The organism is Streptomyces sp. NPDC107454 (assembly GCF_055582885.1).
The window spans coordinates 148,429-175,055 of record NZ_JBVJPA010000001.1 but is presented as its reverse complement, the minus strand read 5'-3'; the positions used below and the strand labels follow the sequence as shown (position 1 = coordinate 175,055).

The following is a 26,627-nucleotide window of genomic DNA, read 5'->3' as shown; positions in this document are numbered from 1 at the left end:
CCGCGTCCCTTGATCCCGATGGATGACGCGAGCCCGGGTGCCGGGCGCGGCGAGGCGTCCGGCACCCAGAGGGTCGTACTAACGACGGGACGCGGCTCGGCCTCGTCGGTACAGCACTGTCCCGCCGATCAGCAGTGCGGCGCTGGCGGCCGAGGCCGCGAGCACGTTCTCACTGCCGGTGTGGGGCAGGGTGGGCGGGTTCCCGGGGGGAGTGGTGGGAGGTGTCGTCGGCGGCGTCGTGGGGGGCGTCGTCGGCGGGGTGGTGGGAGGTGTCGTCGGCGGCGTCGTGGGGGGCGTCGTCGGCGGGGTGGTCGGTGGAGTGGTGGGGGGTGTCGTGGGTGGTGTCGTGGGAGGCGTCGTCGGCGGGGTGTCGCCGTAGCCGTGACCGCTCTCGCACTTGTTGCCGGACGCCGGGTTGAGCGCGGCGATCACGTCGACGGTGTTGCCGCACGCGTTCACCGGCACATGCACCGGGAGCTGAACGGTGTTGCCCGACCCGACACCGGGCGAGCCGTGCGCCTCGCCGTACGCCGAGGACCCGGAATGACCGCCGTACTGGCCCGGCTCCCTACCGTAATCGTCGTCCGAGAACCCGGAACCGTGGTCGTCGTCCGAGAACCCGGAACCATAGTGGCCGTCCGAGAACCCGGAACCGCGGTCGTCGTCCGAGAACCCGGAACCATAGCCGTCGTCCGAGAACCCGGAACCGTAGCCGCCGTCCGAGAACCCGGAACCGTAGTGGCCGTCCGAGAAGCCGGAACCGTAGTCGGAGGAGCTCTCGTGGGGGGCCGGCTCCTGCGACGCCTGCGACCCGTGCGAAGCCTCCGAAGGCTCCGAAGGCTCCGAACTCTCCTTGCCGTGCGACCCGCGTGAACCCGAGCCGTTGGCGCAGGAGTTCCCAAAGGCCGGGTTGAGCGCGGCGATCGCGTCGACGGTGTTGCCGCACGCGTTCACCGGCACATGCACCGGGATCTGAACGGTGTTGCCCGACGCCACGCCGGGCGAGTCCGACGCGCCGCCCTGCGCGTCCGCGTCGGCGAACACGGGGCTGCCGTACAGGGACAGGATGCTCGTCGCGGCCGCGGCCACGACCATTCCCCTACTCAGGGTCTGTCGCAATCTCGTTGTCTTCCTGCTTGAAGAAGTGAGGAAAGCCGGCCTTGGAGCCGAAAGAGCGCCCAAGGCCGGCCAGGACACAGCCGGGAAGGCTGCTGTGCTGCGCGTCAGTCGCTGACGCAGCCGCTGCCGAACGTCGGGTTCAGCAGGCCGACGATGTCGACCGTGTCGCCGCACAGGTTGACGGGCACGTGCACGGGGACCTCGATCACGTTGCCCGAGAGAACACCCGGAGACCCGACGGCGGCGGCCTCGGCACCGGAGTCAGCGAAGGCCGGGGCGGCCATGCCCAGGGTCATGATCGCGCCGGCGACGACAGCAGCGCTCTTCTTGTGGTTCACGTACTTTCCCTTCTCTGCGGTCATGCCCCTATGACGGCCGAAACCGAGCGAGCACAACTTGAACGGCTCGCACCATGACCTGCAGGCTGTAAACGAGGGATAGACGTCGGAAGAAACTACAGAACGTGTGCGGCTTGGTAATTCACTCGAATCGCCCCGCATTCGAATCAACACCGAAGCTTCACACGTGCCCACGAGAAGAAACGCTTCCCTTGAATAAGCCGCCCATATGACACCGAAGAGCTCGGGCCCCGCCGCGTGGTGCGCGGGGGCCCGAGCTCTTCAGGCGCGGAAAAGGGCGACGGTCAGCGGTTGCCCATGCCGTTGCCGGACAGGACCGGGATGTCGTCCGCGAGGTGCGACAGCGGCTCGTCGCCCTTGGCCTGGGTCGAGTTCTCGGCACACTGCTGGTTCTGCGGGGCCGACAGGACCGGGACGTCCTGCACGGTGACCGGGACGGCGCCGAGGAGGGAACCGGCGTTCGCCTTGGCCGGCAGGCCGACACAGAGCTTGTTCAGCGTGCCCTGCGCCAGGCCGAGCTGGGGGCTCATCTTGCCCTTGGTCACGGAGTCGCCGAACGCCTGCTTGGCGCCGTTCCCACTGACCGACGTGGTGCCGTCGCTGTCACCGATGGCAAGCGCCTGGGGCGCGGCCGCCGCCGAGACACCGACGACGGAAGCGGCGACCGCCGCCGCGGCCATTGCCCTCTTGAACATTTCTCGGTCCTTTCCTGGCGGAGACACATGATCCTGCTCTCGCACTCAACCCGGCGGCCTTGGATTGGTTGCGGCGATTCACTCGATCGGTCCGTTCACCGGCGGGGAATTCACGGGAATCCTTAGAGCGCTCACGGGTCGCGGAATCACTCTTCGATGTGGGCCATCGGAGTGAACCGGAGCAACCATGGGCGTCCGCGGCAGTTGACCATGACGCTCCGGTGGACGGGGTTTCTCCAGAAGGGACTAGCTAGTGATCAAGAAGGTTATGGCCGCCGCGGCGGTCGCCGCTTCCGTCGTCGGCGCTTCCGCTGCCGCCGCGCCGCAGGCGCTGGCCATCGGAAACGGCGATGGCACGACGTCCACCAGCGGCAACGGTGCGGTGCAGTCGTTCGGCAACTCGGCGACCTACGGCAGGATGAGCCCGCAGATGGCGCTCATCCAGGGCTCGCTGAACAAGCCCTGCATCGGCCTGCCCGTCAAGGGCAACGTCGGTTCCGTCCTCGGCGCCGTCCCGGTCACCGTGCAGGACATCCCGATCCTGTCGGCCCCGCAGAACCAGCAGTGTGTCGAGAACTCGACCCAGACCAAGGGCGACGAGCCGCTGTCGCACATCCTGGACCAGATCCCGGTCCTCTCGGGCAACGGCGTCAACAACCACTAGCACTCCATACCCTTCCTGGGATTCTCGTCGACGGGCCGCCGGACTTCTCGGCGGCCCGTCGGCCTTCCCACCGCGCACACATGACCGCCGACCGCGACTCGGGGGCTCACCGGCGCACGCATCACGGTTGAAACCTCCGCACGCTGGGCCATTTGGGGTATAACCCGCAACCCTTGTGCGGTCTATCCAGTTAATGATCATGCAGCTCCCCAACAGGAGTCCGCTTTCCGAAGGGAACGAACATGAAGAAGCTGTGGGCAACCGCTGCTATCGCCGCTTCCATCGCCGGGATCTCGGCCACGGCCGCCCCCCAGGCGCTGGCGATCGGCGACGGCGGCGGTACGACGTCCGTCAGCGGCAACGGCGCCGAGCAGTCGTTCGGCAACTCCGCCACGTTCGGCGACATGAGCCCGCAGCTGTCGCTGGTCCAGGGTTCGCTGAACAAGCCCTGCATCGGCCTGCCGGCGAAGCTCAACCTCGGCGGGGTCGCGGGCGCCGTCCCGGTCACCGTGCAGGACATCCCGATCCTGTCGGCCCCGCAGAACCAGCAGTGTGTCGAGAACTCGACCCAGGCCAAGGGCGACGAGCCGCTGTCGCACATCCTGGACCAGATCCCGGTCCTCTCGGGCAACGGGACCAACAACCACTGATCCCAGCACCGCGAGAGCGGGCCGCCGAGCACCTCGGCGGCCCGCTTTTTTGCGTGCCCTCAGCCCCCGTACAGCGCCTCGATCTCGGCCGCGTACGCCGCCGTCACCGCGTGCCGCCTGACCTTCAGGGACGGTGTGAGCAGGCCGTTGCCCTCGCTGAACTCGCCTTCCACCAGGGCGAACGCGCGGATGGACTCGGCGCGCGAGACGGCCTCGTTCGCGTGGTCCACGGCCTTCTGGACATCGGCGCGCAGAGCGGGATCCCCCACGAGTTCGGACAGCGGGGTGTCGGCGGGCCGTTTGCGGACGGTGAGCCAGTGGGCGAGGGCCTCGGGGTCCAGGGTGATCAGCGCGGCGACGAACGGGCGGTTGTCGCCGACGACGACGCACTGGCCGACCGGCGGGCGGCTGCGCAGTCGGTCCTCCAGGACGGCCGGGGAGACGTTCTTGCCGCCTGAGGTGACGAGAAGGTCCTTCTTGCGGCCGGTGATGGTGAGGTACCCGTCCTCGTCGAGGGCGCCGAGGTCGCCGGTCGCGAACCAACCTTCACGCAGCGCCGCTTCCGTCGCCGCCGCGTTGTTCCAGTAGGCACCGAAGACGACACCGCCCTTGACGAGCACCTCGCCGTCGTCGGCGATACGGACCGCCGTGCCGGGGACCGGGAGGCCCACGGTGCCGGGGCGGGGCCGCAGGGGCGGCACGATCGTCGCCGCGGCGGTGGTCTCCGTCAGGCCGTACCCCTCGTAGACGATGATTCCGGCGGCGTAGAAGAACAGGTTGAGGTCACGGTCGAGCGGGGAGCCGCCGCTGATGGCGTAGCGCATACGGCCGCCGAGTTCCTTGCGGACACGGCGGTAGACCAGCAGGTCGTACAGCGCCCAGGCGGCGTACAGGCCGGGTCCGGGTCCCTTGCCCGTCCCGAGGAACCTGTTCAGATACGCCTGCCCGAAGCGGACGCCGACGCGGTCGGCGCGGTCGAAGGAGGCACCGCGGCCGATCTTCTCCGCGGTGGCGCGGCCGGTGTCGTGGATCTTCTCGAAGAGGTACGGCACGCCGACGAGGAAGGTGGGGCGGAACTCCCGTAGCGCGGGCCGCAGTTCGTCCGGTCTGACGCTCGGACAGTGGCCCAGCTCGATGCGGGCCATCAGGCAGGCGATCTGAAGGGTGCGGCCCAGGATGTGGGCGAGCGGCAGGAACAGGAGGGTCGAGGCGGTCTGGCCGGTGACCTCCTTGAAGACGGGGTGCAGCAGTTCGACCGTGTTGGCCGCCTCGGCGTGCAGATTGGCGTGGGTGAGGACGCAGCCCTTCGGCCGTCCGGTGGTGCCTGAGGTGTAGCAGAGGGTCGCGACCGTGTCGGGGGTGAGCGCGGCGCGGCGCTTGGTGACCTCCTCGTCGGGGATGTCCCGTCCCAGGGCGGCGAGTTCGGCGAGCGCGTCCGTGTCCAGTCGCCACACGCGCGGCGGTTCGGGGTGCCGGGCCGTGGCGGTGGTCACGGTGTCGGCGTTCTGGACCGTCTCGACGATCGCGAAGCGCGCCCCCGAGTCCCGGACGATCCACTCCACCTGCTCGGCCGACGAGGTCGGGTAGACAGGGACGGACCGGCCGCCGGCCGCCCAGATCGCGAAGTCGAGGACGGTCCACTCGTAGCGCGTACGGGACATCACCGCGACCCGGCCGCCCGGTTCGAGGCCCACCGCGATCAACCCCTTGGCGGTGTCGGTGACTTCACGGGCGAAGGCCGCCGCGGTGACCGGGCGCCGGCCTTCGCCGTCCCCGCGGCGCAGGACCACGGCGTCCGGCGCCTGGGCCGCGTTGGTGAAGGGCAGGTCGGCGACGCTGCCGGTGGTGGGGCGGGCCATGGGGGCGGCGCGGACCTCGCGCACCGTGCCGGTTCCGTCCCTGACCAGCTCGACCTCACCGCGGGACGCGAGGTCCGTGCGCCGCTTCGCCCGTTTCAGATCCTTGCGTACGCCCATCACGGCTCCACCAGGTCGCAGGGTTCTTACTCGGGAGTCAACTTACTCACTCGTAAAGGAAGTTCAATGCGACGGTCGGACTCGGACTCGATGCCGGCGTGGTGAGCGCCGTGCCGGACCGACGCCGCCGCTATCCCATGAGTCCACTCGCCCGCTCCACCGCGTCCGCCAGGTCGTCCACCGCCTTGTCCTCCGCGGCGGACGCCACCCGGTGGGCGCGGTCGGCGAGTTCGCCCAGGGGGAGGGCGCCGGGCAGCGGGTTCGCCTTGTCGTCGCCCGTGCGCAGGTCGTCGGCGAAGTACGCGGCCACGGCGTCGACCTGGAGGCGGGTGGAGGAGGTCCACAGGTCCTCGTCGAGGGAGCCGGTCTCCAGCTGGCCGGACTCCTCGTGCGGGGCGCGGGTGTCGGGGTCGAGCCAGCGGACGCTCGCGGTGGCGAGGTGGCCGGAGGCGCCGGGCCTGGTGCGGACCGCGTAGAGAGCCGTGACCGTGTGGCCGGGTCCGACCTCGCCGCCGTCCACCCGGTCGTTGCGGAAGTCCTCGTCGGCGACCTGGCGGTCGTCGTATCCGATCAGCCGGAACTGCTTGACGGTCCCCGGGTCGAAGGCGACCTGTGCCTTGGCGTCGCGGGCCGTGAGGTCGATGTTCTGCGGAAGCTGCTCGCAGAAGACCTTGCGGGCGTCCTCGGGGTTCGAGACGTACGTCGTGTGGCCGTCGCCCTTGTCGGCGAGGCGCTCCATGAGGGCGTCGCCGTACTCGCTGCCCACACCGACGCCGAAGAGGGTGATGCCGTGTTCGCGGCGGGCGGTGGAGATGTTCTCAAGGATGGCGTCCGCGTCGGTCTCGCCGGTATTGGCGAGGGCGTCGGAGATCAGCACGACACGGTTGGTGGCGCCCTCGCGCAGGCCCTTGACGGCCGTGGCGTACCCGATGCGCACGCCCGCGCCGAGATTGGTCGACTCCGTCGGTTCCAGTCCCCTGATCACGTCGTGGACGCGGTCGCGGTGGTGGCCGAGGCGGGTCATCGGGAGCACGGTCCGGGCCTCGTCGCTGAAGGTGACCACGGCTACCGAGTCGTCGTCGCGCAGCCGGTCCGTCATCACGCCGAGGGCGTCCTGGGCGAGGTCGAGTCGGCCGGGCTCGCCCATGGAGCCGGATATGTCGATGACGAAGGTGAGGGCGGCGGGCGGGCGCTCACCGCTCTGGGCGGCTTCGCGGGTGGCGAGGCCGACGCGGACCAGCGACCAGTCCTTCTCCCGGGTGCGGGCGCCGTCGACGGTGACCGAGAAGCCGTTGCCGTCGGGCCGCCGGTAGTCCTGCCGGAAGCTGTTGACGAACTCCTCGGGGCGCACGGTCGACGCGTCGGGCAGCCGGCCGTCGGCGAGGGCGCGGCGGGCGTAGCCGTAGGAGGCGGTGTCGACGTCGAGGGCGAAGGTGGAGAGGTAGTCGGGGGACGGCGCGAACTCGCGGCTCGCGTCGCCCGTCGGCGTGTCCTTCTGTTCGCCCTGGGAGGTCCCGGAGGTCCGGTTCGGGGCGGGCTGCGGGAACCCGCGTCCGCCGGACTTGTTCGAACCGTCCGTCTTGGAGCCGTTGCTGTCGCTCGCGCCGCAGCCGGTGAGGAGCAGGCCGCCCGCGAGCGTCAGGCCGATCAGGGCGGCGACCGGTCGCCACGGTCGCCCGATCCTCGGCTGCCGCCGCGGTCGCCCTGTGTGTTCGTCGTTCCCCGTCCGTGTCATCCGTGCCCCCTCGGTGAGTCGCCTGTCTGCCGACGTCCATGGGCCGACGTCTGTGACTGTGACGCCCGAGGGGGCCCGGATGTGCGCTACGGAGCGTTGCGGATGGATCTCGAAGCGGCCACGAAGGGCGGTCGTCGAGACCGGTAGGTGACGCTCCGGAGATCTACGACACGATGTCCTTGCGCCGGAAACCCCGGAAGGCCAGGGCGAACAGGACGAGGGCGTACGTTATCGAAATCGCCGTGCCCTGGATCATGCCGCCCCACTCCGGGTTGGGCTGGATGGCGTCGGCCCAGGCGAACTGCCAGTGTGCGGGCAGGAAGTCGCGCCAGTGGCCGAGGGCGGTGACCGCGTCCAGGACGTTCCCCACGATCGTCAGGCCGACCGCGCCGCCGACCGCGCCCAGGGGCGCGTCCGTCTTGGTGGACAGCCAGAACGCGAGCCCCGCCGTGACCAGTTGGGACACGAAGACGTACGCGATGACCACGAGGAGCCGCTGGGCCGCGGTGCCCGCGGGGAGCGCGCCGCCGGTGGGGATCTCCAGCGGCCCCCAGCCGTACGCCGCCGTGCCCACCGCGAGGGCGACGATCGGCAGCAGCACCATCGCGGCGAGACTGAGGCCGAGGGCGACGGTGAGCTTGGACCACAGCAGCCGGGCCCGCGGTACGGGGGCCGCGAGCAGATAGCGCAGCGAGGACCAGCTCGCCTCGGAGGCGATCGTGTCCCCGCAGAACAGCGCGACGGGGATCACCAGCAGGAAGCCCGCGGAGACGAAGAGGTTCACCGCGGCGAAGTTGGCGCCCGACGCGGTCGCCGTGTCCATCAGGGTGACCTGCCCGTTGCGCGAGCCCGGGTCACCGCCGATCGCGAACGCGACGACGAGGACGAAGGGCAGCACCGCGAGGATCGCGGCCATGACGAGCGTGCGGCGCCGCTTCAACTGCCGCAGGAGCTCTACGCGGAGCGGCAGCGTGTGCCGCGCCCGGTAGCCGTCCGCCGTCTCGGCCCGTTCGACGAGCGTGCTCATGCGGCGCCTCCGATCAGGGTGAGGAACGCGTCCTCCAGCCGACGGTGGGGGCCCACCGAACGCACGGGGACTTCGAGTCGTACGAGTTCCACGAGCAGGCGTTCGGCGCTGCCGCCCTCGTCGAGGCGGACCAGCAGCCCGCCCTCGGCGGCGACGGCCGAGGCCACGCCGGGCAGCGCGCCGACCTTGTCGACGACCGGCCCCTCCACGGGCGCGCCCGTACCGACGAGGAGGGTGTCGCCGGAGCCGACGATCTCGCTCACCGGGCCGGCCTGGATCAGCCGGCCGCGGTCCATGACCACCAGGTGGGTGCAGGACTGCTCGACCTCGGCCAGCAGGTGGCTGGAGACGATGACCGTGCGGCCCGCGGCGGCATAGCGGATCATGACCTCGCGCATCTCGCGGATCTGGGGCGGGTCGAGACCGTTGGTCGGTTCGTCGAGGATGAGGAGGTCCGGGAGGCCCAGCATCGCCTGGGCGATGGCCAGGCGCTGGCGCATGCCCTGGGAGTAGGTGCGGACCGCGCGGGCCAGCGCGTCGCCCAGGCCCGCGATCTCCAGCGCCTCCTCCATGTGGGCGTCCTCGGCCGGACGGCCCGTCGCCTGCCAGTACAGCTCCAGGTTCTCGCGGCCCGAGAGGTGCGGCAGGAAGCCCGCGCCCTCGACGAACGCCCCGACCCGGGAGAGCACCGGGGCGCCGGGCCTGATCGCGTGCCCGAAGACGCGGATCTCGCCGCCGTCGGGCTTGATGAGGCCCATCAGCATGCGCAGCGTGGTCGTCTTGCCCGCGCCGTTCGGCCCCAGCAGGCCCAGGACCTGGCCCTTCTCCACGCGGAACGACAGGTCCCGTACCGCGTACCGGTCCGCCGACTTCGCGTACCGCTTGCTCAGGTCGGTGATCTGGAGCGGGACTTCGGCGAGCTCGGGGTCGGGCGCGACCGGAGCCGTCCGGCGACGGCCGGTCAGCAGGAGTGCGGCGGCGGCGAGCGCGCCGGCCAGGGGCAGCCACCACACCCAGGAGGGCAGCGCGGCGGCGGCGGTCTTCACACCGGGCGCGGTGGGCACGTGCAGGTCGCTCTTCAGGGAGACCGTGTACGTCGCCGGGGCCGCCGGAGAGGCGTAGCCGAGGTCCGTCGAGGCGAGGACCAGGCGCAGCCGGTGGCCCTTCTGGACCTCGTGGTCGATCGCGGGCAGTGCGATCGTGACGTCCTTGCCCGCCTTCGCGCCGGTCACCCGCACGGGCGCCACCAGCTGCGAGGGCAGTACCGGCTGGGTGGCGCCTGGCCCGACGTCGTACACCTTCCCGAAGAGGACCGCGTCGTCGGTGCTCGACCGGACGTGGACGGTCACGGTCGGCGACCCGGTGATCCGCAGGCCGTGGCGGAGCGCCGCGGAGTCGAACTGCGCGTACTGGCCCGGGAAGTCGAGGGACACCCCGAGCCCGAGCGCGGACAACTGGGACAGGCCGCCGGTGCCACCGAGTCCCGGGAGGGCGGAGATCGCGGGCGGACTCGCGCCCGCGGGGTTCTGGAAGGTCTGCTCGCGTCGGCCGTCGCTCAGCGCGATGGCGTGCTCGCCGCTCTCCAGGCCGGGGTAGACGTCCCCGCTCGCGCCCCGCAGCTGCGCGGCACCGTCGGTGGAGTCGATGCCTCCGGTGCGGGTGATGCGGAAGGCGGGACCGGTGTCGGCGTTCTTGTCGTCCTTCAGATAGCGGTCGAACCAGGAGCCGACACGGGCCTCGACGCGGCTCGTCTCCGGGTCGCCGCCGTCGTGCCCGCCGGCGATCCAGTCGACGTCCACAGGCGCACCGTTGGCCCGGATCGCCTTGGCCATCGCGTCGGCCTGGCCGAGCGGGAAGAGGGAGTCGGTCTGGCCCTGAAGGATGAGTGTGGGCACCTTGATGCGGTCGGCGACGGCGGACGGTGAGCGTTGCTCCAGCAGGGCGCGCGCCTGGGCGTCCGGCTTCCCCGACTCCGCCACCCGGTTGTACATCGCGCACAGCTGCGCCTCGAAGTGGTCGCAGCCGCCGCCGGAGTTGATGAAGATGCCGGCCCAGAGCTTCTTGAACACGTCGTTCGGGAAGAGCGCGTCCGCCAGGTTCCAGTACGTGATCGAGGGGGCGATCGCGTCGACCCTCTTGTCGTACCCGGCGGCCAGCAGGGAGATCGCTCCGCCGTACGAGCCTCCGGCGACTCCCACGCGCGGGTCGCCGCTCTTGTCGAGCCGGACCTCGGGCCGCTTGGCCAGCCAGTCGATGAGCTTGGAGACGTCGGCGACCTCGCCCTTGGGGTCGTTCAGCCCGATCTTGCCGGTGGAACGGCCGAAGCCGCGTGCCGACCAGGTCATCACCGCGTACCCGTCGCGGGCGAGTTGCTCCGCCTCGCTCCGCATGTCGTCCTTGCTGCCGCCGAAGCCGTGCCCGAGGAGCACGGCGGGGCGGCGGCCGGAGCCCGCGGTGAAGAACGACGTGTCGATGTTCACCCCGGCGCCCGTGGTCATCACACGGTCGGTGCGGTGGACGGCCGGCCCGTCGTCCGAGGCGACAGCGGTCCACGTGCCGGCGCCGGCGAGCACGACGACGGCGGCCACGGCGGCGAGCCACCGTCGGCGTCCTCGCCGTGCGGGCCCGCGCAGTCGGGGCAGTCGAAGATCCATGTGTCAACGGTACGGGCCGCCACCGACAACGAAGGCAGCCGCCGGTCTGAACCCGCACCCCTCCTCCGGGCGTACGAGGCCCCTCCCGTATACCGCGCCCGTGGTACGAGCCCTCTCGGGCACCGTCACGGGCGCGGTGGTGACGTGGGCCTTCGCGTGCACCCCGGAGGGCTCAGGCCTGGACGTCCTCGGGGATCGACACCAGCCAGCGGGTCTCGCGGCGCGGGCGGAGGTAGAAGGCCCAGTAGAGGGTGGCGACGGCTGTGATGCCGCCGGTCCACAGCAGGTACGTCATCTCCTGCTGGCTCAGGATGTAGGCGAGGACCGCGATCAGGAGCACCGGCATCGCGGGCCACAGCGGCATGCGCCAGGCCGGGGTGTGGCGGTGCTGGCCGCGCCGGGCGAGCAGGGCAGCGACCGCGACGAGCAGGTACATGGCGGTCACCGAGACGCCCGTGACGCCGTACAGGGTGTCCAGGTTGACGAAGCAGAGGAGGGCTCCGGGGACGCCCACCAGGAGGGTGGCGACCCACGGGGAGCCGAAGCGGCCGAGGCGGGAGAGGCTCTGGTTGATCGGCTCGGGCCAGGCCTTGTCACGGGCGGAGGCGAACAGCACCCGGGAGTTCTGGATGACCATGACGATGCCCGCGTTGATGATCGCGAGGGCGACGCAGAGGCTGACGAAGGTGCCGACGGCGGAGTTGGACCAGGCGGTGACCATGCTGCTGATGTCGCCGCCGGTGAGGGTGGACAGGTCCGAGGCGCCCATGGTGATCGCGACGACCGGGACCAGGATGATCACGGTCGAGATGGCGAGGGTGGCCAGGACCGTACGGGCGACGTTGCGGCGCGGGTTCTCCAGTTCCTCGGAGAGGTAGACGGCGGTCGAGAAGCCCTGGGTGATGAAGAGGGCGATCGCGAGCCCCGAGACCACCAGCATGGCCGTCACGGTGTCCGTGTGGCCGCCGGAGCCCGCCACCTGCATCGAGGTGAGGCTGCCCACGCCGCGCTGGCTGTGCGTGAAGCCCAGCACCGCCACGACGGCTGCCGCGATGACCTCCAGGACGAGGAAGACGCCGGTGATCCAGGCGTTGGCCCGCAGGTCGAGCAGGCCGGCGAGGGTGGCCAGGAGCATCACGCCCGCGCCCGCCATCGACGGGTTGAGGTGCACGATCGGCGCCAGGTAGTCCGCGGTGCCCATCGCGATCACCGGCGGCACGATCATGACGACGAGGAGGGAGAGCACGAAGACCAGCCAGCCCGCGAGTCGTCCGGCCATCGTCGAGACCATGGCGTACTCGCCGCCCGCGCTGGGGATGAGGGTGCCCAGCTCCGAGTAGCAGAACGCCACGGCGATACAGAGCAGCGAGCCGATCGCGATGGTGAGCGCGGTCGCCGTGCCGAGGGACGAGAAGAGGTCGGGCACGACCACGAAGAGCGTGGAGGCGGGCGTCACGCACGAGAGCGTCAGCAGGGTGCCGCCGACGATGCCGATGGAACGCTTGAGCTTTTGGGGGCTCCCGGTGCCCGTGGGGGCGGCGTCCGGGAGGGCCTGCTCGACAGGGCGGAGCGTGTCGGTCATGAAGCGGTTCCGATCGACTTATGCGTCAGAAGACGACTCGTGCGTCAGGTGATTCGGTCGGGAGCGCTATCGCCTCCGGCGGCTCGCGTCGTTCATCTCGTCGTCCGCTCCCGACGTTGATGGAACCTTGACGGAAACCGTTGCGTCAATGGCCGTTTACCTACGGAATCCGCACCACCAAAGCGACGCAGGTCACATCACTTTCCCAGGCCCCGACGCCTACATGTTGCAATCATCAAGACCTATCGGAATGTGACCTTGCTTTCGAAGGCCACAACAACAAACCGCCTCCGCTATCCGTTTCATCACCTCATGACGAGAACAGCAGTCGAGGCCTCGAAATTCACCAGGATTGGTCGCACTCCGGGATGCCCGGCGAACACGGGAGCCGAGCATGGCGGTGCCCCGCCCCCCGGGACGGAGGGCGGGGCACCAGGGGGTGCTCAGTGGTTGCGGGGGAAGCCCAGGTCCACGCCCGTGGGGGCGTCGGCCGGGTCGGGCCAGCGGGTGGTGACGACCTTGCCGCGGGTGTAGAAGTGCGTGCCGTCGTTGCCGTAGATGTGGTGGTCCCCGAAGAGGGAGTCCTTCCAGCCGCCGAAGGAGTGGTAGCCGACGGGCACCGGGATCGGCACGTTCACGCCGACCATGCCCGCCTCGACCTCCAGCTGGAAGCGGCGGGCGGCGCCGCCGTCCCGGGTGAAGATCGCGGTGCCGTTGCCGAAGGGCGACGCGTTGATGAGGGCGACACCCTCCTCGTAGGTGTCCACGCGCAGCACGCACAGCACCGGGCCGAAGATCTCGTCCTTGTACGCGTCCGAGGTCACCGGCACCCTGTCGAGCAGCGAGAGGCCGATCCAGTGACCGTCCTCGTACCCCTCGACCGTGTACCCGGTGCCGTCGAGGACGACCTCGGAGCCCTGCGCCGCCGCGCCCGTGACGTAGGACGCCACCTTGTCGCGGTGCACGGCCGTGATCAGCGGACCCATCTCGGAGGCCGGGTCGTTGCCGGGGCCGATCTTGATCTTCTCGGCGCGCTCGCGGATCTTCTCCACCAGCGCGTCGCCGACCGACCCGACCGCGACGACGGCGGAGATGGCCATGCAGCGCTCACCGGCGGAGCCGTAGGCGGCCGACACGGCGGCGTCCGCGGCCGCATCCAGGTCGGCGTCCGGGAGCACCAGCATGTGGTTCTTGGCGCCGCCCAGGGCCTGCACGCGCTTGCCGTTCGCGGAGGCCGTGGTGTGGATGTAGCGGGCGATCGGGGTCGAGCCGACGAAGGACACCGCCTTGACGTCCGGGTGCTCCAGGAGGCGGTCGACGGCCACCTTGTCACCGTGGACGACGTTGAAGACACCGTCGGGCAGACCGGCCTCGGCGAGCAGCTCGGCGACCTTCATGGCGGCCGACGGGTCCTTCTCGGACGGCTTCAGCACGAAGGTGTTGCCGCACGCGATGGCGAGCGGGAACATCCACATCGGCACCATGGCCGGAAAGTTGAACGGCGTGATGCCCGCGACGACGCCCAGCGGCTGCCGGATCGACGCCACGTCGACCTTGGAGGCCACCTCGGTCGACAGCTCACCCTTCAGCTGCACGGTGATCCCGCACGCCAGGTCGACGATCTCCAGACCGCGCGCCACCTCGCCGAGCGCGTCCGAGTGCACCTTGCCGTGCTCGGCGGTGATCAGCTCGGCGATCGCGTCCCGGTTCGCGTCGAGCAGCGCCCGGAACTTGAAGAGGATCGTGGACCGCTTGGCCAGCGAGGACTGGCCCCAGGTCGCGTACGCGTCCTTGGCCGCGGCGACCGCGGCGTCCACCTCGTCGACGGTCGCGAAGGCGACCCGGGTGGTCACGGCGCCGGTCGCCGGGTCGGTGACCGGCCCGTACGTACCCGACGCACCCTCGACAGTCTTGCCACCGATCCAGTGGTTGACGGTCTTCGTCATGGCCAAAAACTCCTTCACAGATGGCGGCGTCGGGCGGCGACGTGCCGGTCGTACTCCTCACGTGCCTTGACCGCCGACGATCGGGTCGCGGTCTCGGCCACAGGTACATCCCACCAGGCTTGGGCCGGGGGCGCGCCCGACACTGTGTCTGCCGTTTCGGTCTCCACGTAGACACATGTGGGAGTGTCCGCGGCGCGCGCCTCGGCAAGAGCCGCCCGCAGGTCACGGACGGTCTTCGCGCGCAGCACCCGCATGCCGAGGCTGGCCGCGTTGGCGGCGAGATCGACGGGCAGCGGCGCCCCCGTGTACGTACGGTCCTCGGAGCGGTAGCGGTAGGCGGTGCCGTACCGCTCGGCGCCCACGGACTCGGAGAGCCCGCCGATGGAGGCGTACCCGTGGTTCTGGAGTATGAGGACCTTGATCGCGACGCCCTCCTGCACGGCGGTGACGATCTCGGTCGGCATCATCAGGTAGGTGCCGTCGCCGACCAGCGCCCACACGGGCCGGTCGGGGGCCGCCATCCGGACGCCGATCGCGGCCGGGATCTCGTAGCCCATGCACGAGTAGCCGTACTCGACGTGGTACTGGTCGCGCGACCGGGCCCGCCACAGCTTGTGCAGGTCACCGGGGAGCGAGCCGGCCGCGTTGATCAGGATGTCGTCCTCGGTGACGAGCTCGTCGAGGACGCCGAGGACCTGCGGCTGGGTGGGCCGGATGTCGATGTCCTCGGCCTCGTACGCCGCGTCGACGCGGTACTCCCAGCGCTCCTTGTCGTCCGTGTACTCGGTGGCGTACGCGGGCTCGACGCGGTGCCCGTGCAGCAGCAGCGCCTCGGTGAGCGCTTCAAGACCGGCCCGCGCGTCCGCGATCAGCGGGATCCCCGACAGCTTGTGACCGTCGTACGGAGCGATGTTGAGGTTCAGGAAGCGGACGTTCGAGGCGGTGAAGAGGGTGCCGGAGGCGGTGGTGAAGTCGGTGTAGCGGGTGCCGACGCCGATCACCAGGTCGGCGGTGCGGGCGAGCTCGTTCGCGGTCGCCGTGCCGGTGTGTCCGACACCGCCGACGTCCTGCGGGTGGTCCCACTTCAGTGATCCCTTGCCCGCCTGTGTGGAGGCGACGGGGATGCGGGTGGTGGCGGCGAGTTCGGCGAGCACGTCCTCGGCGCGGCTGTGGTGGACCCCGCCGCCCGCGATGATCAGCGGGCGCCGGGCCTCGCGGATCGCCGTGACGGCGGCGGCCAGCTCGGAGGCGTCGGCCGCCGGACGGCGCACGGTCCAGGTCCGCTCCTGGAAGAACTCCTCCGGCCAGTCGTACGCCTCCGCCTGCACGTCCTGCGGCAGCGCGAGCGTGACGGCGCCGGTCTCGACCGGGTCGGTGAGCACGCGCATGGCCTGCAGGGCGGCGGGGATCAGCGCCTCGGGCCGGGTGACGCGGTCGAAGTACTTCGACACCGGGCGCAGACAGTCGTTGACCGACACATCGCCCGCGTAGGGGACTTCGAGCTGCTGGAGGACCGGGTCGGCGGGGCGGGTCGCGAAGATGTCGCCGGGCAGCAGGAGCACCGGGAGGTGGTTGATCGTCGCGAGCGCGGCGCCGGTGACGAGGTTGGTGGCGCCGGGTCCGATGGAGGTGGTCACGGCGTGCGCCGACAGCCGGTTGGACTGGCGTGCGAAGCCGACCGCCGCGTGCACCATCGACTGCTCGTTACGGCCCTGGTGGTAGGGCATCTCGTCGGCGTATTCGACCAGCGCCTGGCCGAGTCCGGCGACGTTGCCGTGACCGAAAATGCCCCAGGTGGCGCCGATCAGCCGCCGCCGCTCGCCGTCCCGCTCCGTGTACTGGGCGGCCAGGAAGCGCACCAGCGCCTGTGCGACCGTCAGCCTCGTCGTTGAGGTCATCGGTATCCCTCTGTGCTCTCTAGATGTCCCGGGTGGAAGCAGATCCGCCACTCCCTCTCCTCGCCCGGTCCGGCCATCACGTTCAGGTAGTACATGGTGTGGCCGGGCTGGGCGATGGACGGGCCGTGCCATCCGTCGGGGACGAGGACGGCATCGCCGGTGCGGACCTCGGCGAGGACATCGGATCCGCCCTCGCGCGAAGGGAATACGCGCTGATAGCCGAATCCGTTCGGGCCGTCGATCTCGAAGTAGTAGATCTCCTCCAGCTCCGACTCGGCACCGGGCCGGTGCTCGTCGTGCTTGTGCGGCGGATACGAGGACCAGTTGCCGCCGGGGGTGATGACCTCGACGGCGATGAGCTTGTCGCACTCGAAGGCGTCGGCGGAGGCGAAATTGCGCACCTGACGTGCGCAGTTGCCACTGCCTCGGTCTTCGACGGGGACCTCCGGCGCGGGGCCGTAGCGGGCGGGGAGTCGGCGCTCGCACTTCGCTCCTGCCAGGGCGAAGCGGCCTCCCGCACCGGAGGCGATCTGGGCCCGGGCGTCACGGGGCACGTACGCGAAGTCGGAGACCCCCGCGAACACGCTTTCCCTGCCCAGGATTTGGAACTCTTCGTCCTCAATGCGCACCGTACAGGCGCCACCCAGCGGAAGCACGATCCACTCGCTGTCGCCGGTGGTGAAGGTGTGGGTGCCGCCCGGTCCGAGGTCGACCACGCGCAGGCTGCTGTGGGTCCAGCCGGCGTACTTGGGGTCGATGTCGACGGCGTACAGCCCGCCTGCGGTGGCGCCCTTGGGCACGTACAAGCCGCCGCTCCCGGGCACGTCCGTCGTCGAGTGCGTCCTGGGGTCCGTCATCGGGTCCTCACAGCAGTCCTACGGCGGTGTCCACCGCGGCGGTCACGTCCCCGTCGGCCGGGTAGAGCAGCGAGCGGCCGACGACCAGACCCTGCACGGTGGGCAGTTGGAGCGCGCCGCGCCACTTCTCGTACGCGCTCTCCTGGTCCTCGCCGACATCCCCGCCGAGCAGGACGGCGGGCAGGGTGGAGGTCTCCATGACCCGGGCCATGTCGTCCGGGTTGTCGGTGACGGGGACCTTCAGCCAGGTGTACGCCGAACTGCCGCCCAGGCCACTGGCGATGGCGATGGACTTGATGACGGCCTCGGCACTCAGGTCGTTGACCAGCCTGCCCTCGGGGGTGCGGCGGCTGAGGAACGGTTCGACGAAGACCGGGAGATGACGCTCCGCCATCTCGTCGATCACGCGGGCGGTGGACTCGAGGGTGTTGAGCGAGCCCGGATCGTCGTAGTCGATGCGCAGCAGCAGCTTGCCCGCGTCGAAGCCGAGCCGCTCGATGTCCTGCGGACGGTGGCCGGTGAAACGGTCGTCCAGCTCGTACGAGGCGCCCTGGAGGCCGCCGCGGTTCATCGAGCCGAGGACCACCTTGCGGTCGAGGGCGCCCAGGAGCAGCAGGTCGTCGAGGATGTCGGCGGTCGCGAGGACGCCGTCGACGCCGGGGCGGGAGAGCGCGAGGCAGAGCCGCTCCAGCAGGTCGGCACGGTTCGCCATGGCGAACTTGCGGTCGCCGACGGCGAGCGCTCCGCGGGCCGGATGGTCCGCGGCGATGATCATCAGCCGCCCGTTGTCGCCCACGAGGGGGCGGCGCCGGCGGCGCGCGGCGGCCTCGGCGATGGCTTCGGGGCGGTGGGCGCGCAGCCGGACGAGCTCCGCCGCGTCGACGGTGCCCAGCGGCGCGGAGGGAGTAGGGGGCAGGACGGTGTCTCCGCCCTCGTGTCCCACGCGTCCCGCCCTCATCGGACCGCTCCCGCCGTGAGCGCGTCCTCGACCTCTTCGGGGGTCGGCATCGCGGAGGAACACTCCAGCCGGGAGGCGACGATGGCACCGGCCGCGTTGGCGTGCCGCATGATCCGCTCAAGGTCCCAGCCGGCGAGCAGGCCGTGGCAGAGGGAACCGCCGAACGCGTCACCGGCGCCGAGGCCGTTGAGGACCGTCACCGGGAGCGGCGGGACCTCGGCCGACGTGCCGTCGCGGTGGACGGCGAGGACGCCCTTGGGGCCCTGTTTGACGACGGCGAGTTCGACGCCCGCCTTGAGGAGGGCCTCGGCCGCCGCGTGCGGTTCGCGGACACCGGTGGCGATCTCGACCTCGTCGAGGTTGCCGACGGCGACGGTGGTGTGGCGCAGGGCCTCGGCGTAGAAGGCCCGGGCGGAGTCCTCGGGGTCCTTCCCGGCCGTGCTGTTGCGGGCTGTGTTGTTCCAGAACATGGGCCGCCAGTCGAGGTCGAAGACCGTCGTGGCGGACTTGGCGCGGTGGGCGAGCGCGGCGAGCGTCGCCGTCCGGCTGGGCTCCTCGCTCAGGCCGGTCCCGGTCACCCAGAAGATGCGCGCCTCACGGACGGCGTCCAGGTCGAGGTCGTGCGCGTCGATCTCCAGGTCTGGGGCCTTGGGCTGCCGGTAGAAGTACAGCGGGAAGTCGTCGGGCGGGAAGATCTCGCAGAAAGTCACCGGGGTGGGCAGCCCGGCGACCGGGGTGACCCAGCGGTCGTCCACGCCGAAGCCGCGCAGCGCCTCGTGGAGGTACGCGCCGAAGGGGTCGTCACCGGTGCGCGTGATCACCGCCGTACGCCGTCCGAGCCGGGACGCGGCCACCGCGACGTTCGTCGCCGAGCCGCCCAGGAACTTCCCGAAGGACGTCACCTGCGCCAGCGGGACCCCCGTCTGCAACGGGTAGAGGTCCACACCGATCCGCCCCATGGTGATCAGGTCGTACGCCATCGAGTTCCCTTCGCTTCGGCTCCCCCAAGGTCTAGCGCCGCGCGGGGAGCCCTGTCAACAGTTTGTCCGGACATTCGGACCAGGCCTTGACACCTCCCTCGTGCCGCCCGAAGCTGACGCCCATGACGTCGTTGTCACCGCAGGCATCACCTCAGTCCTCACTGTCCCGCATCCGGATCGGTTCGGCTCCGGACTCCTGGGGCGTCTGGTTCCCGGACGACCCTCAGCAGGTCCCCTGGCAGCGCTTCCTCGACGAGGTCTCGCAGTCCGGGTACGAGTGGATCGAGCTGGGCCCCTACGGCTATCTGCCCACGGATCCGGCGGTGCTCAAGGAGGAGACCGCGCGGCGCGGGCTCACCGTGTCGGCCGGCACCGTCTTCACCGGACTCCACCGGGGTCCCGAGGTGTGGGACGCCACCTGGGCGCACGTCTCGGACATCGCCGCGCTCACCCAGGCGATGGGCGCCGAGCACCTCGTCGTCATCCCGGCGTTCTGGCGGGACGACAAGACGGGCGAGGTGCTGGAGGACAGCGCGCTGACGCCGACGCAGTGGCGCAATCTGACCGCTCAGACCGAGCGGCTCGCCCATGAGGTGCGGGAGCGCTACGGGCTGAAGATCGTCGTCCACCCGCACGCGGACACGCACATCGACAGCGAGGAGAACGTCACGCGTTTCCTCGACGCGACCGACTCCTCCCTGGTGTCGCTGTGCCTGGACACCGGCCACTACGCGTACTGCGGCGGCGACAGCGTCAAGCTCATCGAGACCTACGGGGAGCGCATCGGCTACCTCCACCTCAAGCAGGTGGATCCGCTGGTCCTGGCCGAGGTGCGGGCGAACGAGGTGCCGTTCGGGCCCGCGGTGGCCAAGGGCGTGATGTGCGAACCGCCGTCCGGTGTACCGGCGCTCGAACCCGTCCTCGCCGCCGCCCAGAAGCTCGACGTCGAACTCTTCGCCATCGTCGAGCAGGACATGTACCCGTGCCCGCCGGACAAGCCGCTGCCCATCGCCCGGCGCACCCGGGCGTTCCTGAGGTCCTGCGGGGCCTGACCGTCCGATGTGACCGCTTCACAGCGTCCCGCGGAGCCTGACCCTCCGCGGGGGGGGGCCGTGGGGCCCGTCGAGAGCCCGGGGCTCGGCGGGCCTTCCGGCGTCGCCGTGCCGCGTTGCACCATGGGGGTTCCCCGGGTGCGGGCGGCGACAGGAGGGCCGATGGTGACGCGCATCGTCTCGCGGGCGGGGCACGGTCCCGGCGGTGCCTGGGAGACGGCCCTCGCACGGCCCCATCCACGACTGCGGCCCGGGGTGATCAGCTACCGCGGGATCCGGCTCGCGCTCGACCGGCCGCGGCGCAGGCTGGAGGCGCCGATCGGCGCGGCGACCCTGTTGCTGGGCTTCGAACAGCCCCTGCGCATCTCACGCGTGGGCCGTCCCCCGGTCACCCTCAGGTCGGTGTTCTCGGGACCGGCCACCACCGCGGCCGTCGGCGAACACGACGGACGGCTGGCGGGCATCGAGGTGCTGCTCGCCCCCTGGGCCGCGTTCACACTCTTCGGCACACCGCAGTACGAACTCGCCGACCGCGCCCTGGATCCCGACGAGCTCCCCCATGTGCTGGGCTCGCGGGAGGCGGCCTCAGGCGGGAACCGGCTGCGGAGCGTCGGCGAACTCTCCGCCGCGCTGGCCGCGTTGCCGGGATGGCCGGCACGCTTCGAACTGCTGGACGACGTCCTCGTACGCTGGCGCTCGGCGGGGACGCCCGGTTCGGCACGGGTGGTGCGGGCGTGGACGCAGCTGCAACGGACCTGGGGTGCGATACCGGTGGCCCGGCTCGCCGAGGACGTCGGCTGGAGCGTACGGCAGTTGGAGAATCGTTTCCGGGAGCAGATCGGGCTCGGCCCCAAGGCGGCGGCCCGGGTGCTGCGCCTGGAACGGGCCCGCCGACTGCTCGCCGCGGGACGCTCACAGGCGGAGACGGCAGCGGCCTGCGGGTTCTACGACCAGGCCCATCTCAGCGGCGAGTTCCGGGCGATGACGGGGTGCACACCACGGGAGTTCACGGCGGCCCGCGAAGCTCAGCCGGTTCCACGGCCCGGTCCGCCGGGGGCCGATCGGATGGCCGGGGAGGCGACCAGCCTGGTGCTCTCCCCCGACCGGAGCGATCAAAGTGACCGGAGTGCGATTTTTTCCAAGACCGGTGGCCTCCGTTGATTGCAGGCTGAACTTCCGGCGGCTGATCCGACGGGGGATGCGGACGCCTTCCGAGGGGGATGCGGGGAGCCGGTGGGCCGGACCTGGAGCAGGTCCGGCCCACCGCTCACGTACGCACGGCACACCCGTCCCGCCAACGGCCCCCGACGCGCATACGTCCCGACGGCCCCCTCGGCGCGAATGCCTCACGCGTGTCACAAAAACCACCGCCCTGTCACACATGTCGCGTGTACGCGGGTCTTGCGTCACACCCGGCCAACAGGCCCTGTCCTGCGGTCACTCTGTGTCGTTCAACGGGCGCAGGCTTTGTGATCGCCAGCGCAGCACCCGGCTCCCCCGACGGCCACCCCCCGGCCGCCGCCGCGGCGCGCGCAGGGAGGTGCCACTCATGACCGACCGTAGGCTCTGGTCGTACAAGGAGATCGCGGCGCACATCAAGGTGCAGCCGGACACCGTGCGGTCGTACCGCAAGCACGGACTGCTGCCGCCGCCCGACCACGTGGAGAGCGGGAAGCCCTACTGGTACGCGGACACCGTCCGCGCCTGGGTCGCCTCCCGCCCCGGAAACCGCGGTCGAAGAGACTGACCCGCGCCCCGCCCCGCTCGCCACACGCACTCACGGCGCCACGCGCCGCGCGCCGCGCCCACGCGCTGTGCCCCGCCCCTCGCCGAGGTGCGGGGCACAGCCCCTGGCCGGGTTCAGCTCCACGGTTCGATGACCGTCACCCCCGCCCCCGGCGCCGTCCCCATCGCCGCCAGGGCCGCGGGGACCGCGTCCAGCGGGATGGCGGAGGTGACCAGGAGGTCGGGGCGGAGGACCCCGGCGCGGACCAGTTCGAGCATGCGGGGGTAGGCGTGTGCCTGCATGCCGTGGCTGCCCAGGAGTTCGAGTTCGAGGCCGATCACCCGCGCCATCGGAACCGCGGGGTCCTCGGGCAGCAGACCGACCTGGACGTGGCGCCCCCGGCGGCGCAGACCGTTCACCGAGGCCGCGCAGGTGACCGGGGAGCCGAGCGCGTCGAGGGAGAGATGGGCACCGCCGCCGGTCAGCTCCCGGACCGCCGCCGCCGTGTCTCCGGCCCGCGAGGCGTCCACGACCTCCACCGCGCCGAACTTGCGTGCCAGGTCCAGGGCCTGGGGTGAGAGGTCCACGGCCACGACCCGCGCCCCGGCCGCCGCCGCGATCATCACCGCCGACAGTCCCACGCCTCCGCAGCCGTGCACCGCGACCCACTCCCCCGCCGCCACCCGGCCCTGCGCGACCACCGCGCGGAACGCCGTGGCGAACCGGCAGCCCAGCGACGCCGCCGTAGCGAAGGACAGCTCGTCCGGCACCGCCACCAGGTTCACGTCGGCGTGGTCGAGTGCCACGTACTGGGCGAAGGAACCCCAGTGGGTGAACCCCGGCTGGGTCTGCCGCTCGCACACCTGCTGGTCACCCGCCGCACAGGAGGGACACGTCCCGCAGGCGCAGACGAACGGGACGGTGACCCGGTCGCCGGGGCGCCGGCCGGTCACCCGCGCGCCGACCGCCTCGACGGTCCCCGCGAGTTCATGGCCCGGCACGTGCGGGAGTGTGATGTCCGGGTCGTGCCCCATCCAGCCGTGCCAGTCGCTGCGGCACAGCCCCGTGGCCTCGACCCGCACCACCACCCCGTGCTCCGCGGGCACCGGGTCCGCCACCTCGCGCACCTCGGCCGGCTCCTCGTACCGCTCGAACACCACTGCCCGCATGCGTCTCGCCCCTCCGCCCGAAGATCACCCTTCCGGAGCGAACGCTATCCGCGCGCCTCGACCTTGTCCCGCTCCCGGTCGTCCTCCCTGCCGCCCTCCGGGTCGCCCACCCTGTCGTGCTGCCGGTCGTCCTCCCCGTCGTGCGCCGCGTCGTCCGCCTGCCCGGTGCCGTCCGGCTGCGCCTCCCCCTCGCTCAGTCCGAACCGGTCGTGGAAGCGCCGCAGCGGCCCCGGTGCCCACCAGGTCGCGCGGCCCGTGAGGCGCATGACCGCCGGGACCAGCAGGCTGCGGACGACCATCGCGTCCATCAGCACGGCGAGCGCGATGCCCAGGCCGAGCATTTTGGTATTGGTCACGCGTGAGGTGCCGATCGCGACCATCACCACGGCGAGGATGACCGCGGCCGCGGTGATGAGTCCGCCGGTGCGCTGGAGGCCGAAGCGGACCGCCTCCCGATGGTCGCCCGTGTGGTCGTACTCCTCCTTTATCCGGGAGAGCAGGAAGACTCCGTAGTCCATGGAGAGGCCGAAGGCGACGCAGAACATGAGGACGGGAAGCGTCGTCTCTATCGATCCCGGGCTGGTGAAGCCGAGCAGGCCCGACAGATGGCCGTCCTGGAAGACCCAGACCACCGCGCCGAACATCGCCGTCAGGCTGAGCGCGTTGAGCAGCACCGCCTGGATCGGGATCAGCACACTGCCGGTGAGGAGGAAGACCAGGAGCAGGGTGACGATCGCTATGAAGGCCGCGGCCCAGGGGAGCCGGTCGGCTATCGCGTGCTTGGAGTCGACCAGGACCGCCGCCGTGCCGGTCACCGCCGTGTCGAACGGGGCCGGTGTCGCCCGCAGTTCGCGCACCAGCCGCTGGGCTCCGTCGCCGACGGCCTCGCCCTTCGGCAGCACCGTGAAGTAGGCCGAGTCGCCCTGCGCCAGGGGCCCGTCCACCCGCAGCACCTCGGGCAGCGCGGCGATCCGGTCCTTGTAGGCCGTGTACTGGGCCTCGGTCGCCCGGCCCTCCGCGAGCACCTCCAGAGCGCCACCGGGGCTGCCCGGGAAGCCGTCCCGTATGTGCTGCTGGACGACGTGGGACTCGGCGCCCGAGGGCAGCTGGCGGTCGTCCGCGGTGCCGAACTTCACGCCCAGGAACGGCAGTCCGAGCACGATCAGCCCGACGGTGGTGGCGACGGCGAAGACCGGCGCCCTGCGCATGACGAGTGAGGCCATGCGTCCCCAGGCGGCCCCGTCCGCGCTCGCCGCCGGCCTTCCACGCCGGAACAGGCGACGCAGATCCAGTGAGTTCACCCGGTGGCCGAGCAGCACCAGCGCCGCCGGGAGCAGGACCAGGGCGGCGGCCGCGGCCAGCAGCACCACGGCGATGCCCGCGTAGGCGAAGGAGCGCAGGAAGTACTGCGGGAAGAGCAGCATCGCGGCCAGGGAGACGGCGACCGTGAGGGAGGAGAAGAGGACCGTGCGGCCCGCAGTGCGCAGGGTCGTGGCGATGGCCGCAATGGCGTCTTCCCTGTTCGAGCGCGCGGGAGAGCTCGGGGAAGGCACGGCGCCCTTGGCCAGTTCCTCGCGGAATCTGCGGACGATGAACAGGGCGTAGTCGATGGCGAGGCCGAGTCCCAGGGCCGTGGTGAGGTTCATCGCGAAGACCGAGACGTCGGTGAACTCGGTGAGGCCGCGCAGTATCGCGTTCGTGCCCAGGATCGCGACGATGCCCACGCCGAGCGGCAGCAGGGCCGCGATCGCGCTGCCGAAGACCATCACCAGCAGCACGAGGGTCACCGGCAGGGCGATCATCTCGGCCCGGGTCAGGTCCTCGCGGATGGTCGTCTGCATCTCGTGCTGCACCGCGACCGGGCCGCCGACCCTGACCTCGACGGGCCCGTGCGCCCCTCGGTAGGAGGGCGCCAGGCGGTCCAGGGTCTCGCTCGCCGTCTTCTCGTCACCCGTGATGCGCGCGGCGATCAGCGCCTCGTGGCCGTCCTGCGCCTTCAGCGCCGGTGCGCCCGACGCCCAGTACGAACCGACCCCCGTGACGCCCCGCTCGCCGGCGAGCCGCGCCGCGAGCCGCTTCGCCTCGGCCGCGACCGAAGGAGCGTCGACCGTGGCACGCCCCGAGTCGACCAGGAGCAGCAGATTGGGCTGCGAGGCGGGGAACTCCCGCTCCAGCGCCTTGGTCGCGTACGTCGACTCGGCGGTCGGGTCCTGCCAGCCACCGCTGCCCAGCCGGTCGGCGACCCCACTGCCGGCGACCACGGCGAGCGCGGTGAGCAGCAGCGCGACGAGCAGGGAGAGCCGGGGGCGCGCGGTCACGAACCGGGTCCAGCCACCGACCCGGACACCGCGACCGGTTCGCGGGCCACCGCTCACCCGTTGACCGTCGCTCTCCCCTCGGTCACCGCTCACGCGTTGACCGTCGCTCACCCCTCTGCCGTCGCCCGCCCGCCGGCCGCCACTCGCTCGCGGACCGCTCTTCCCCGGCGGACTTCCGCTCTCCGGCGGGCCTCCGCCCACCTGCGGCTCGTCGCCCGCGCTCGCGTCGACGCTCGCGCCCCGCCCGCGCCCCGCGCCGCTCCCGTGGCCGTCATCCGCGCTGTTGACTTCGGTCATCGTGCGGTGTCCCCTTCACCGTGACCCCTGTCCGCGCGGCGGCGTCCGTCCAACCATTCGGTCGTGTGCGCAGGCGGCAGGGGTCGACCATTGCCATAGAATGGCAAACACGAGAGATCGCTCGCGTTTCACTAGAATGCGAGCGACCGCTCGTGTTTGTCAATCACGTTCGGAGAGCTGGGGATAACTCGTGCCCGACAAGCCCGAGACACAGCGGACCGCCGACGCGCAGACCGCCGACAGACAGACCGTCGACGCACGGACCGCCGACGCACAGATGACCGACGCGCAGACGGCCGACGAGCGGCCCCGCCGACGGCAGGCCCGCGGCGAGCGCAGGATCGCCCAGCTGCTGGAGGCCGCCGCCTCCGTCTTCTGCACTACTGGCTACACCGCCGCCAGCACCAACGCCATCGCCCGCGAGGCGGGCGTCTCACCGGGCACGCTGTACCAGTTCTTCCCGAACAAAGAGGCCATCGCGATCGAACTGGGCGACCGGCTCATGCACGAGATGCGCGACACGTACGGCGCGGCGCTGGCCCCGGTCGACCCCGCGACCCCGCTGAAGGAGGCCGTGGGCGCCGCGGTCGACCGGTTCATCGCCTTCAACTGCGATCACCCCGTGTTCTTCGCACTGATGCACGGCCCCGACATCCCGGGCCGGATCGCCGAGGAGCACGACGCCCTGCACGCGACCCTGATCTCGCGGATAGAGGGGCTGCTCTCCTCCCTCATGTCCGACGCACCCGCCACCGAGGTCACGCGCATCGCACACGTGTGCCTGGGCATCTACAAGGCCGGCCTGGAGCTGGTCCTCTCGAACCAGGGAGCCGAGCGCGAGGCGTACATCCGAGAGTTGAAGGACGTCCTGCTCCGCTACCTGGAGCCGATGATCCGCGACAGAACACTCACCCCGGCGGACCTCACCACCGGCGCCGCGGAGTTCACGGCCCCAACCCCCTGAC

Annotated in this window: 21 protein-coding genes; 6 read left to right on the top strand and 15 right to left on the bottom strand. The window is 71.1% G+C overall.

The genetic code is table 11. The features are described from left to right. Positions 1–78: 78 nt before the first annotated feature. The 3 genes from ACZ69M_RS00720 to ACZ69M_RS00710 all read right to left on the bottom strand — a co-directional run bounded on the left by ACZ69M_RS00720 (position 79) and on the right by ACZ69M_RS00710 (position 2,173). Entirely contained in the window at positions 79–1,095 is a 1,017-nt protein-coding gene (locus ACZ69M_RS00720; RefSeq protein ID WP_470046327.1) for a chaplin, read from the bottom strand. A 128-nt stretch (positions 1,096–1,223) separates the two neighbouring features. Continuing rightward, complete coding sequence (locus ACZ69M_RS00715; protein WP_470045799.1) at positions 1,224–1,481, bottom strand: chaplin; 258 nt, start codon at positions 1,479–1,481, stop codon at positions 1,224–1,226. 281 nt (positions 1,482–1,762) lie between these two features. Continuing rightward, entirely contained in the window at positions 1,763–2,173 is a 411-nt protein-coding gene (locus ACZ69M_RS00710) for a rodlin (protein ID WP_470045798.1), read from the bottom strand. Positions 2,174–2,426: 253 nt separating this feature from the next. On the opposite strand from ACZ69M_RS00710, the gene ACZ69M_RS00705 reads away from it, so the two are divergent. Together ACZ69M_RS00705 and ACZ69M_RS00700 are read left to right on the top strand one after the other, a co-directional pair. Beyond that, entirely contained in the window at positions 2,427–2,837 is a 411-nt protein-coding gene (locus ACZ69M_RS00705; RefSeq protein ID WP_470045797.1) for a rodlin, read from the top strand. 242 nt (positions 2,838–3,079) lie between these two features. Continuing rightward, the gene (locus ACZ69M_RS00700) at positions 3,080–3,487 is read left to right on the top strand and encodes a rodlin (RefSeq protein WP_470045796.1); all 408 of its coding nucleotides are present in this window, start codon (positions 3,080–3,082) and stop codon (positions 3,485–3,487) included. A 59-nt stretch (positions 3,488–3,546) separates the two neighbouring features. On the opposite strand, the gene ACZ69M_RS00695 is transcribed toward ACZ69M_RS00700, so the two are convergent. The 10 genes from ACZ69M_RS00695 to iolC all read right to left on the bottom strand — a co-directional run bounded on the left by ACZ69M_RS00695 (position 3,547) and on the right by iolC (position 19,100). Then, entirely contained in the window at positions 3,547–5,463 is a 1,917-nt protein-coding gene (locus tag ACZ69M_RS00695) for an AMP-dependent synthetase/ligase (protein WP_470045795.1), read from the bottom strand. Between the two features lie 130 nt (positions 5,464–5,593). After that, the gene (locus tag ACZ69M_RS00690) at positions 5,594–7,198 is read right to left on the bottom strand and encodes a vWA domain-containing protein (protein ID WP_470045794.1); all 1,605 of its coding nucleotides are present in this window, start codon (positions 7,196–7,198) and stop codon (positions 5,594–5,596) included. A 163-nt stretch (positions 7,199–7,361) separates the two neighbouring features. After that, entirely contained in the window at positions 7,362–8,225 is an 864-nt protein-coding gene (locus ACZ69M_RS00685; protein WP_470045793.1) for an ABC transporter permease, read from the bottom strand. After that, positions 8,222–10,879 carry an alpha/beta fold hydrolase gene (locus ACZ69M_RS00680; RefSeq protein ID WP_470045792.1) on the bottom strand — a complete coding sequence of 886 codons (2,658 nt, stop codon included), beginning with the start codon at positions 10,877–10,879 and terminating at the stop codon, positions 8,222–8,224. The genes ACZ69M_RS00685 and ACZ69M_RS00680 overlap by 4 nt, the downstream gene beginning before the upstream one ends. 172 nt (positions 10,880–11,051) lie before the next feature. Continuing rightward, positions 11,052–12,461, bottom strand: coding sequence for an APC family permease (locus ACZ69M_RS00675; RefSeq protein WP_470045791.1), 1,410 nt, complete (start codon positions 12,459–12,461; stop codon positions 11,052–11,054). 443 nt (positions 12,462–12,904) lie between these two features. Continuing rightward, the gene (mmsA, locus tag ACZ69M_RS00670) at positions 12,905–14,407 is read right to left on the bottom strand and encodes a CoA-acylating methylmalonate-semialdehyde dehydrogenase (RefSeq protein ID WP_470045790.1); all 1,503 of its coding nucleotides are present in this window, start codon (positions 14,405–14,407) and stop codon (positions 12,905–12,907) included. 14 nt (positions 14,408–14,421) lie between these two features. Beyond that, the gene (gene iolD / locus ACZ69M_RS00665) at positions 14,422–16,305 is read right to left on the bottom strand and encodes a 3D-(3,5/4)-trihydroxycyclohexane-1,2-dione acylhydrolase (decyclizing) (protein ID WP_470045789.1); all 1,884 of its coding nucleotides are present in this window, start codon (positions 16,303–16,305) and stop codon (positions 14,422–14,424) included. After that, the gene (gene iolB, locus ACZ69M_RS00660) at positions 16,302–17,162 is read right to left on the bottom strand and encodes a 5-deoxy-glucuronate isomerase (RefSeq protein ID WP_470045788.1); all 861 of its coding nucleotides are present in this window, start codon (positions 17,160–17,162) and stop codon (positions 16,302–16,304) included. The genes iolD and iolB overlap by 4 nt, the downstream gene beginning before the upstream one ends. A gap of 7 nt (positions 17,163–17,169) precedes the next feature. After that, positions 17,170–18,120 (bottom strand): Cgl0159 family (beta/alpha)8-fold protein, encoded by a 951-nt coding sequence (locus tag ACZ69M_RS00655; RefSeq protein WP_470045787.1) that lies wholly within the window; start codon positions 18,118–18,120, stop codon positions 17,170–17,172. Then, positions 18,117–19,100, bottom strand: coding sequence for a 5-dehydro-2-deoxygluconokinase (gene iolC / locus ACZ69M_RS00650; RefSeq protein WP_470045786.1), 984 nt, complete (start codon positions 19,098–19,100; stop codon positions 18,117–18,119). The genes ACZ69M_RS00655 and iolC overlap by 4 nt, the downstream gene beginning before the upstream one ends. A gap of 122 nt (positions 19,101–19,222) precedes the next feature. Between iolC and ACZ69M_RS00645 the strand changes: the two genes are divergently transcribed. The 3 genes from ACZ69M_RS00645 to ACZ69M_RS00635 all read left to right on the top strand — a co-directional run bounded on the left by ACZ69M_RS00645 (position 19,223) and on the right by ACZ69M_RS00635 (position 21,899). Beyond that, positions 19,223–20,152, top strand: a complete 930-nt coding sequence (locus ACZ69M_RS00645) for a sugar phosphate isomerase/epimerase family protein (protein ID WP_470045785.1) — start codon at positions 19,223–19,225, stop codon at positions 20,150–20,152. A 162-nt stretch (positions 20,153–20,314) separates the two neighbouring features. Further along, positions 20,315–21,313 carry a helix-turn-helix domain-containing protein gene (locus ACZ69M_RS00640; RefSeq protein ID WP_470045784.1) on the top strand — a complete coding sequence of 333 codons (999 nt, stop codon included), beginning with the start codon at positions 20,315–20,317 and terminating at the stop codon, positions 21,311–21,313. Between the two features lie 388 nt (positions 21,314–21,701). Next, complete coding sequence (locus tag ACZ69M_RS00635) at positions 21,702–21,899, top strand: helix-turn-helix transcriptional regulator (RefSeq protein WP_054231835.1); 198 nt, start codon at positions 21,702–21,704, stop codon at positions 21,897–21,899. 113 nt (positions 21,900–22,012) lie between these two features. Here ACZ69M_RS00635 and ACZ69M_RS00630 read toward each other — a convergent pair whose 3' ends face one another. After that, positions 22,013–23,047, bottom strand: a complete 1,035-nt coding sequence (locus tag ACZ69M_RS00630; protein ID WP_470045783.1) for a zinc-dependent alcohol dehydrogenase family protein — start codon at positions 23,045–23,047, stop codon at positions 22,013–22,015. Between the two features lie 44 nt (positions 23,048–23,091). Beyond that, the gene (locus ACZ69M_RS00625; RefSeq protein ID WP_470045782.1) at positions 23,092–25,365 is read right to left on the bottom strand and encodes an MMPL family transporter; all 2,274 of its coding nucleotides are present in this window, start codon (positions 25,363–25,365) and stop codon (positions 23,092–23,094) included. Between the two features lie 574 nt (positions 25,366–25,939). Between ACZ69M_RS00625 and ACZ69M_RS00620 the strand changes: the two genes are divergently transcribed. Further along, positions 25,940–26,626 carry a TetR/AcrR family transcriptional regulator gene (locus tag ACZ69M_RS00620; protein ID WP_470046326.1) on the top strand — a complete coding sequence of 229 codons (687 nt, stop codon included), beginning with the start codon at positions 25,940–25,942 and terminating at the stop codon, positions 26,624–26,626. Position 26,627 lies beyond the last annotated feature (1 nt).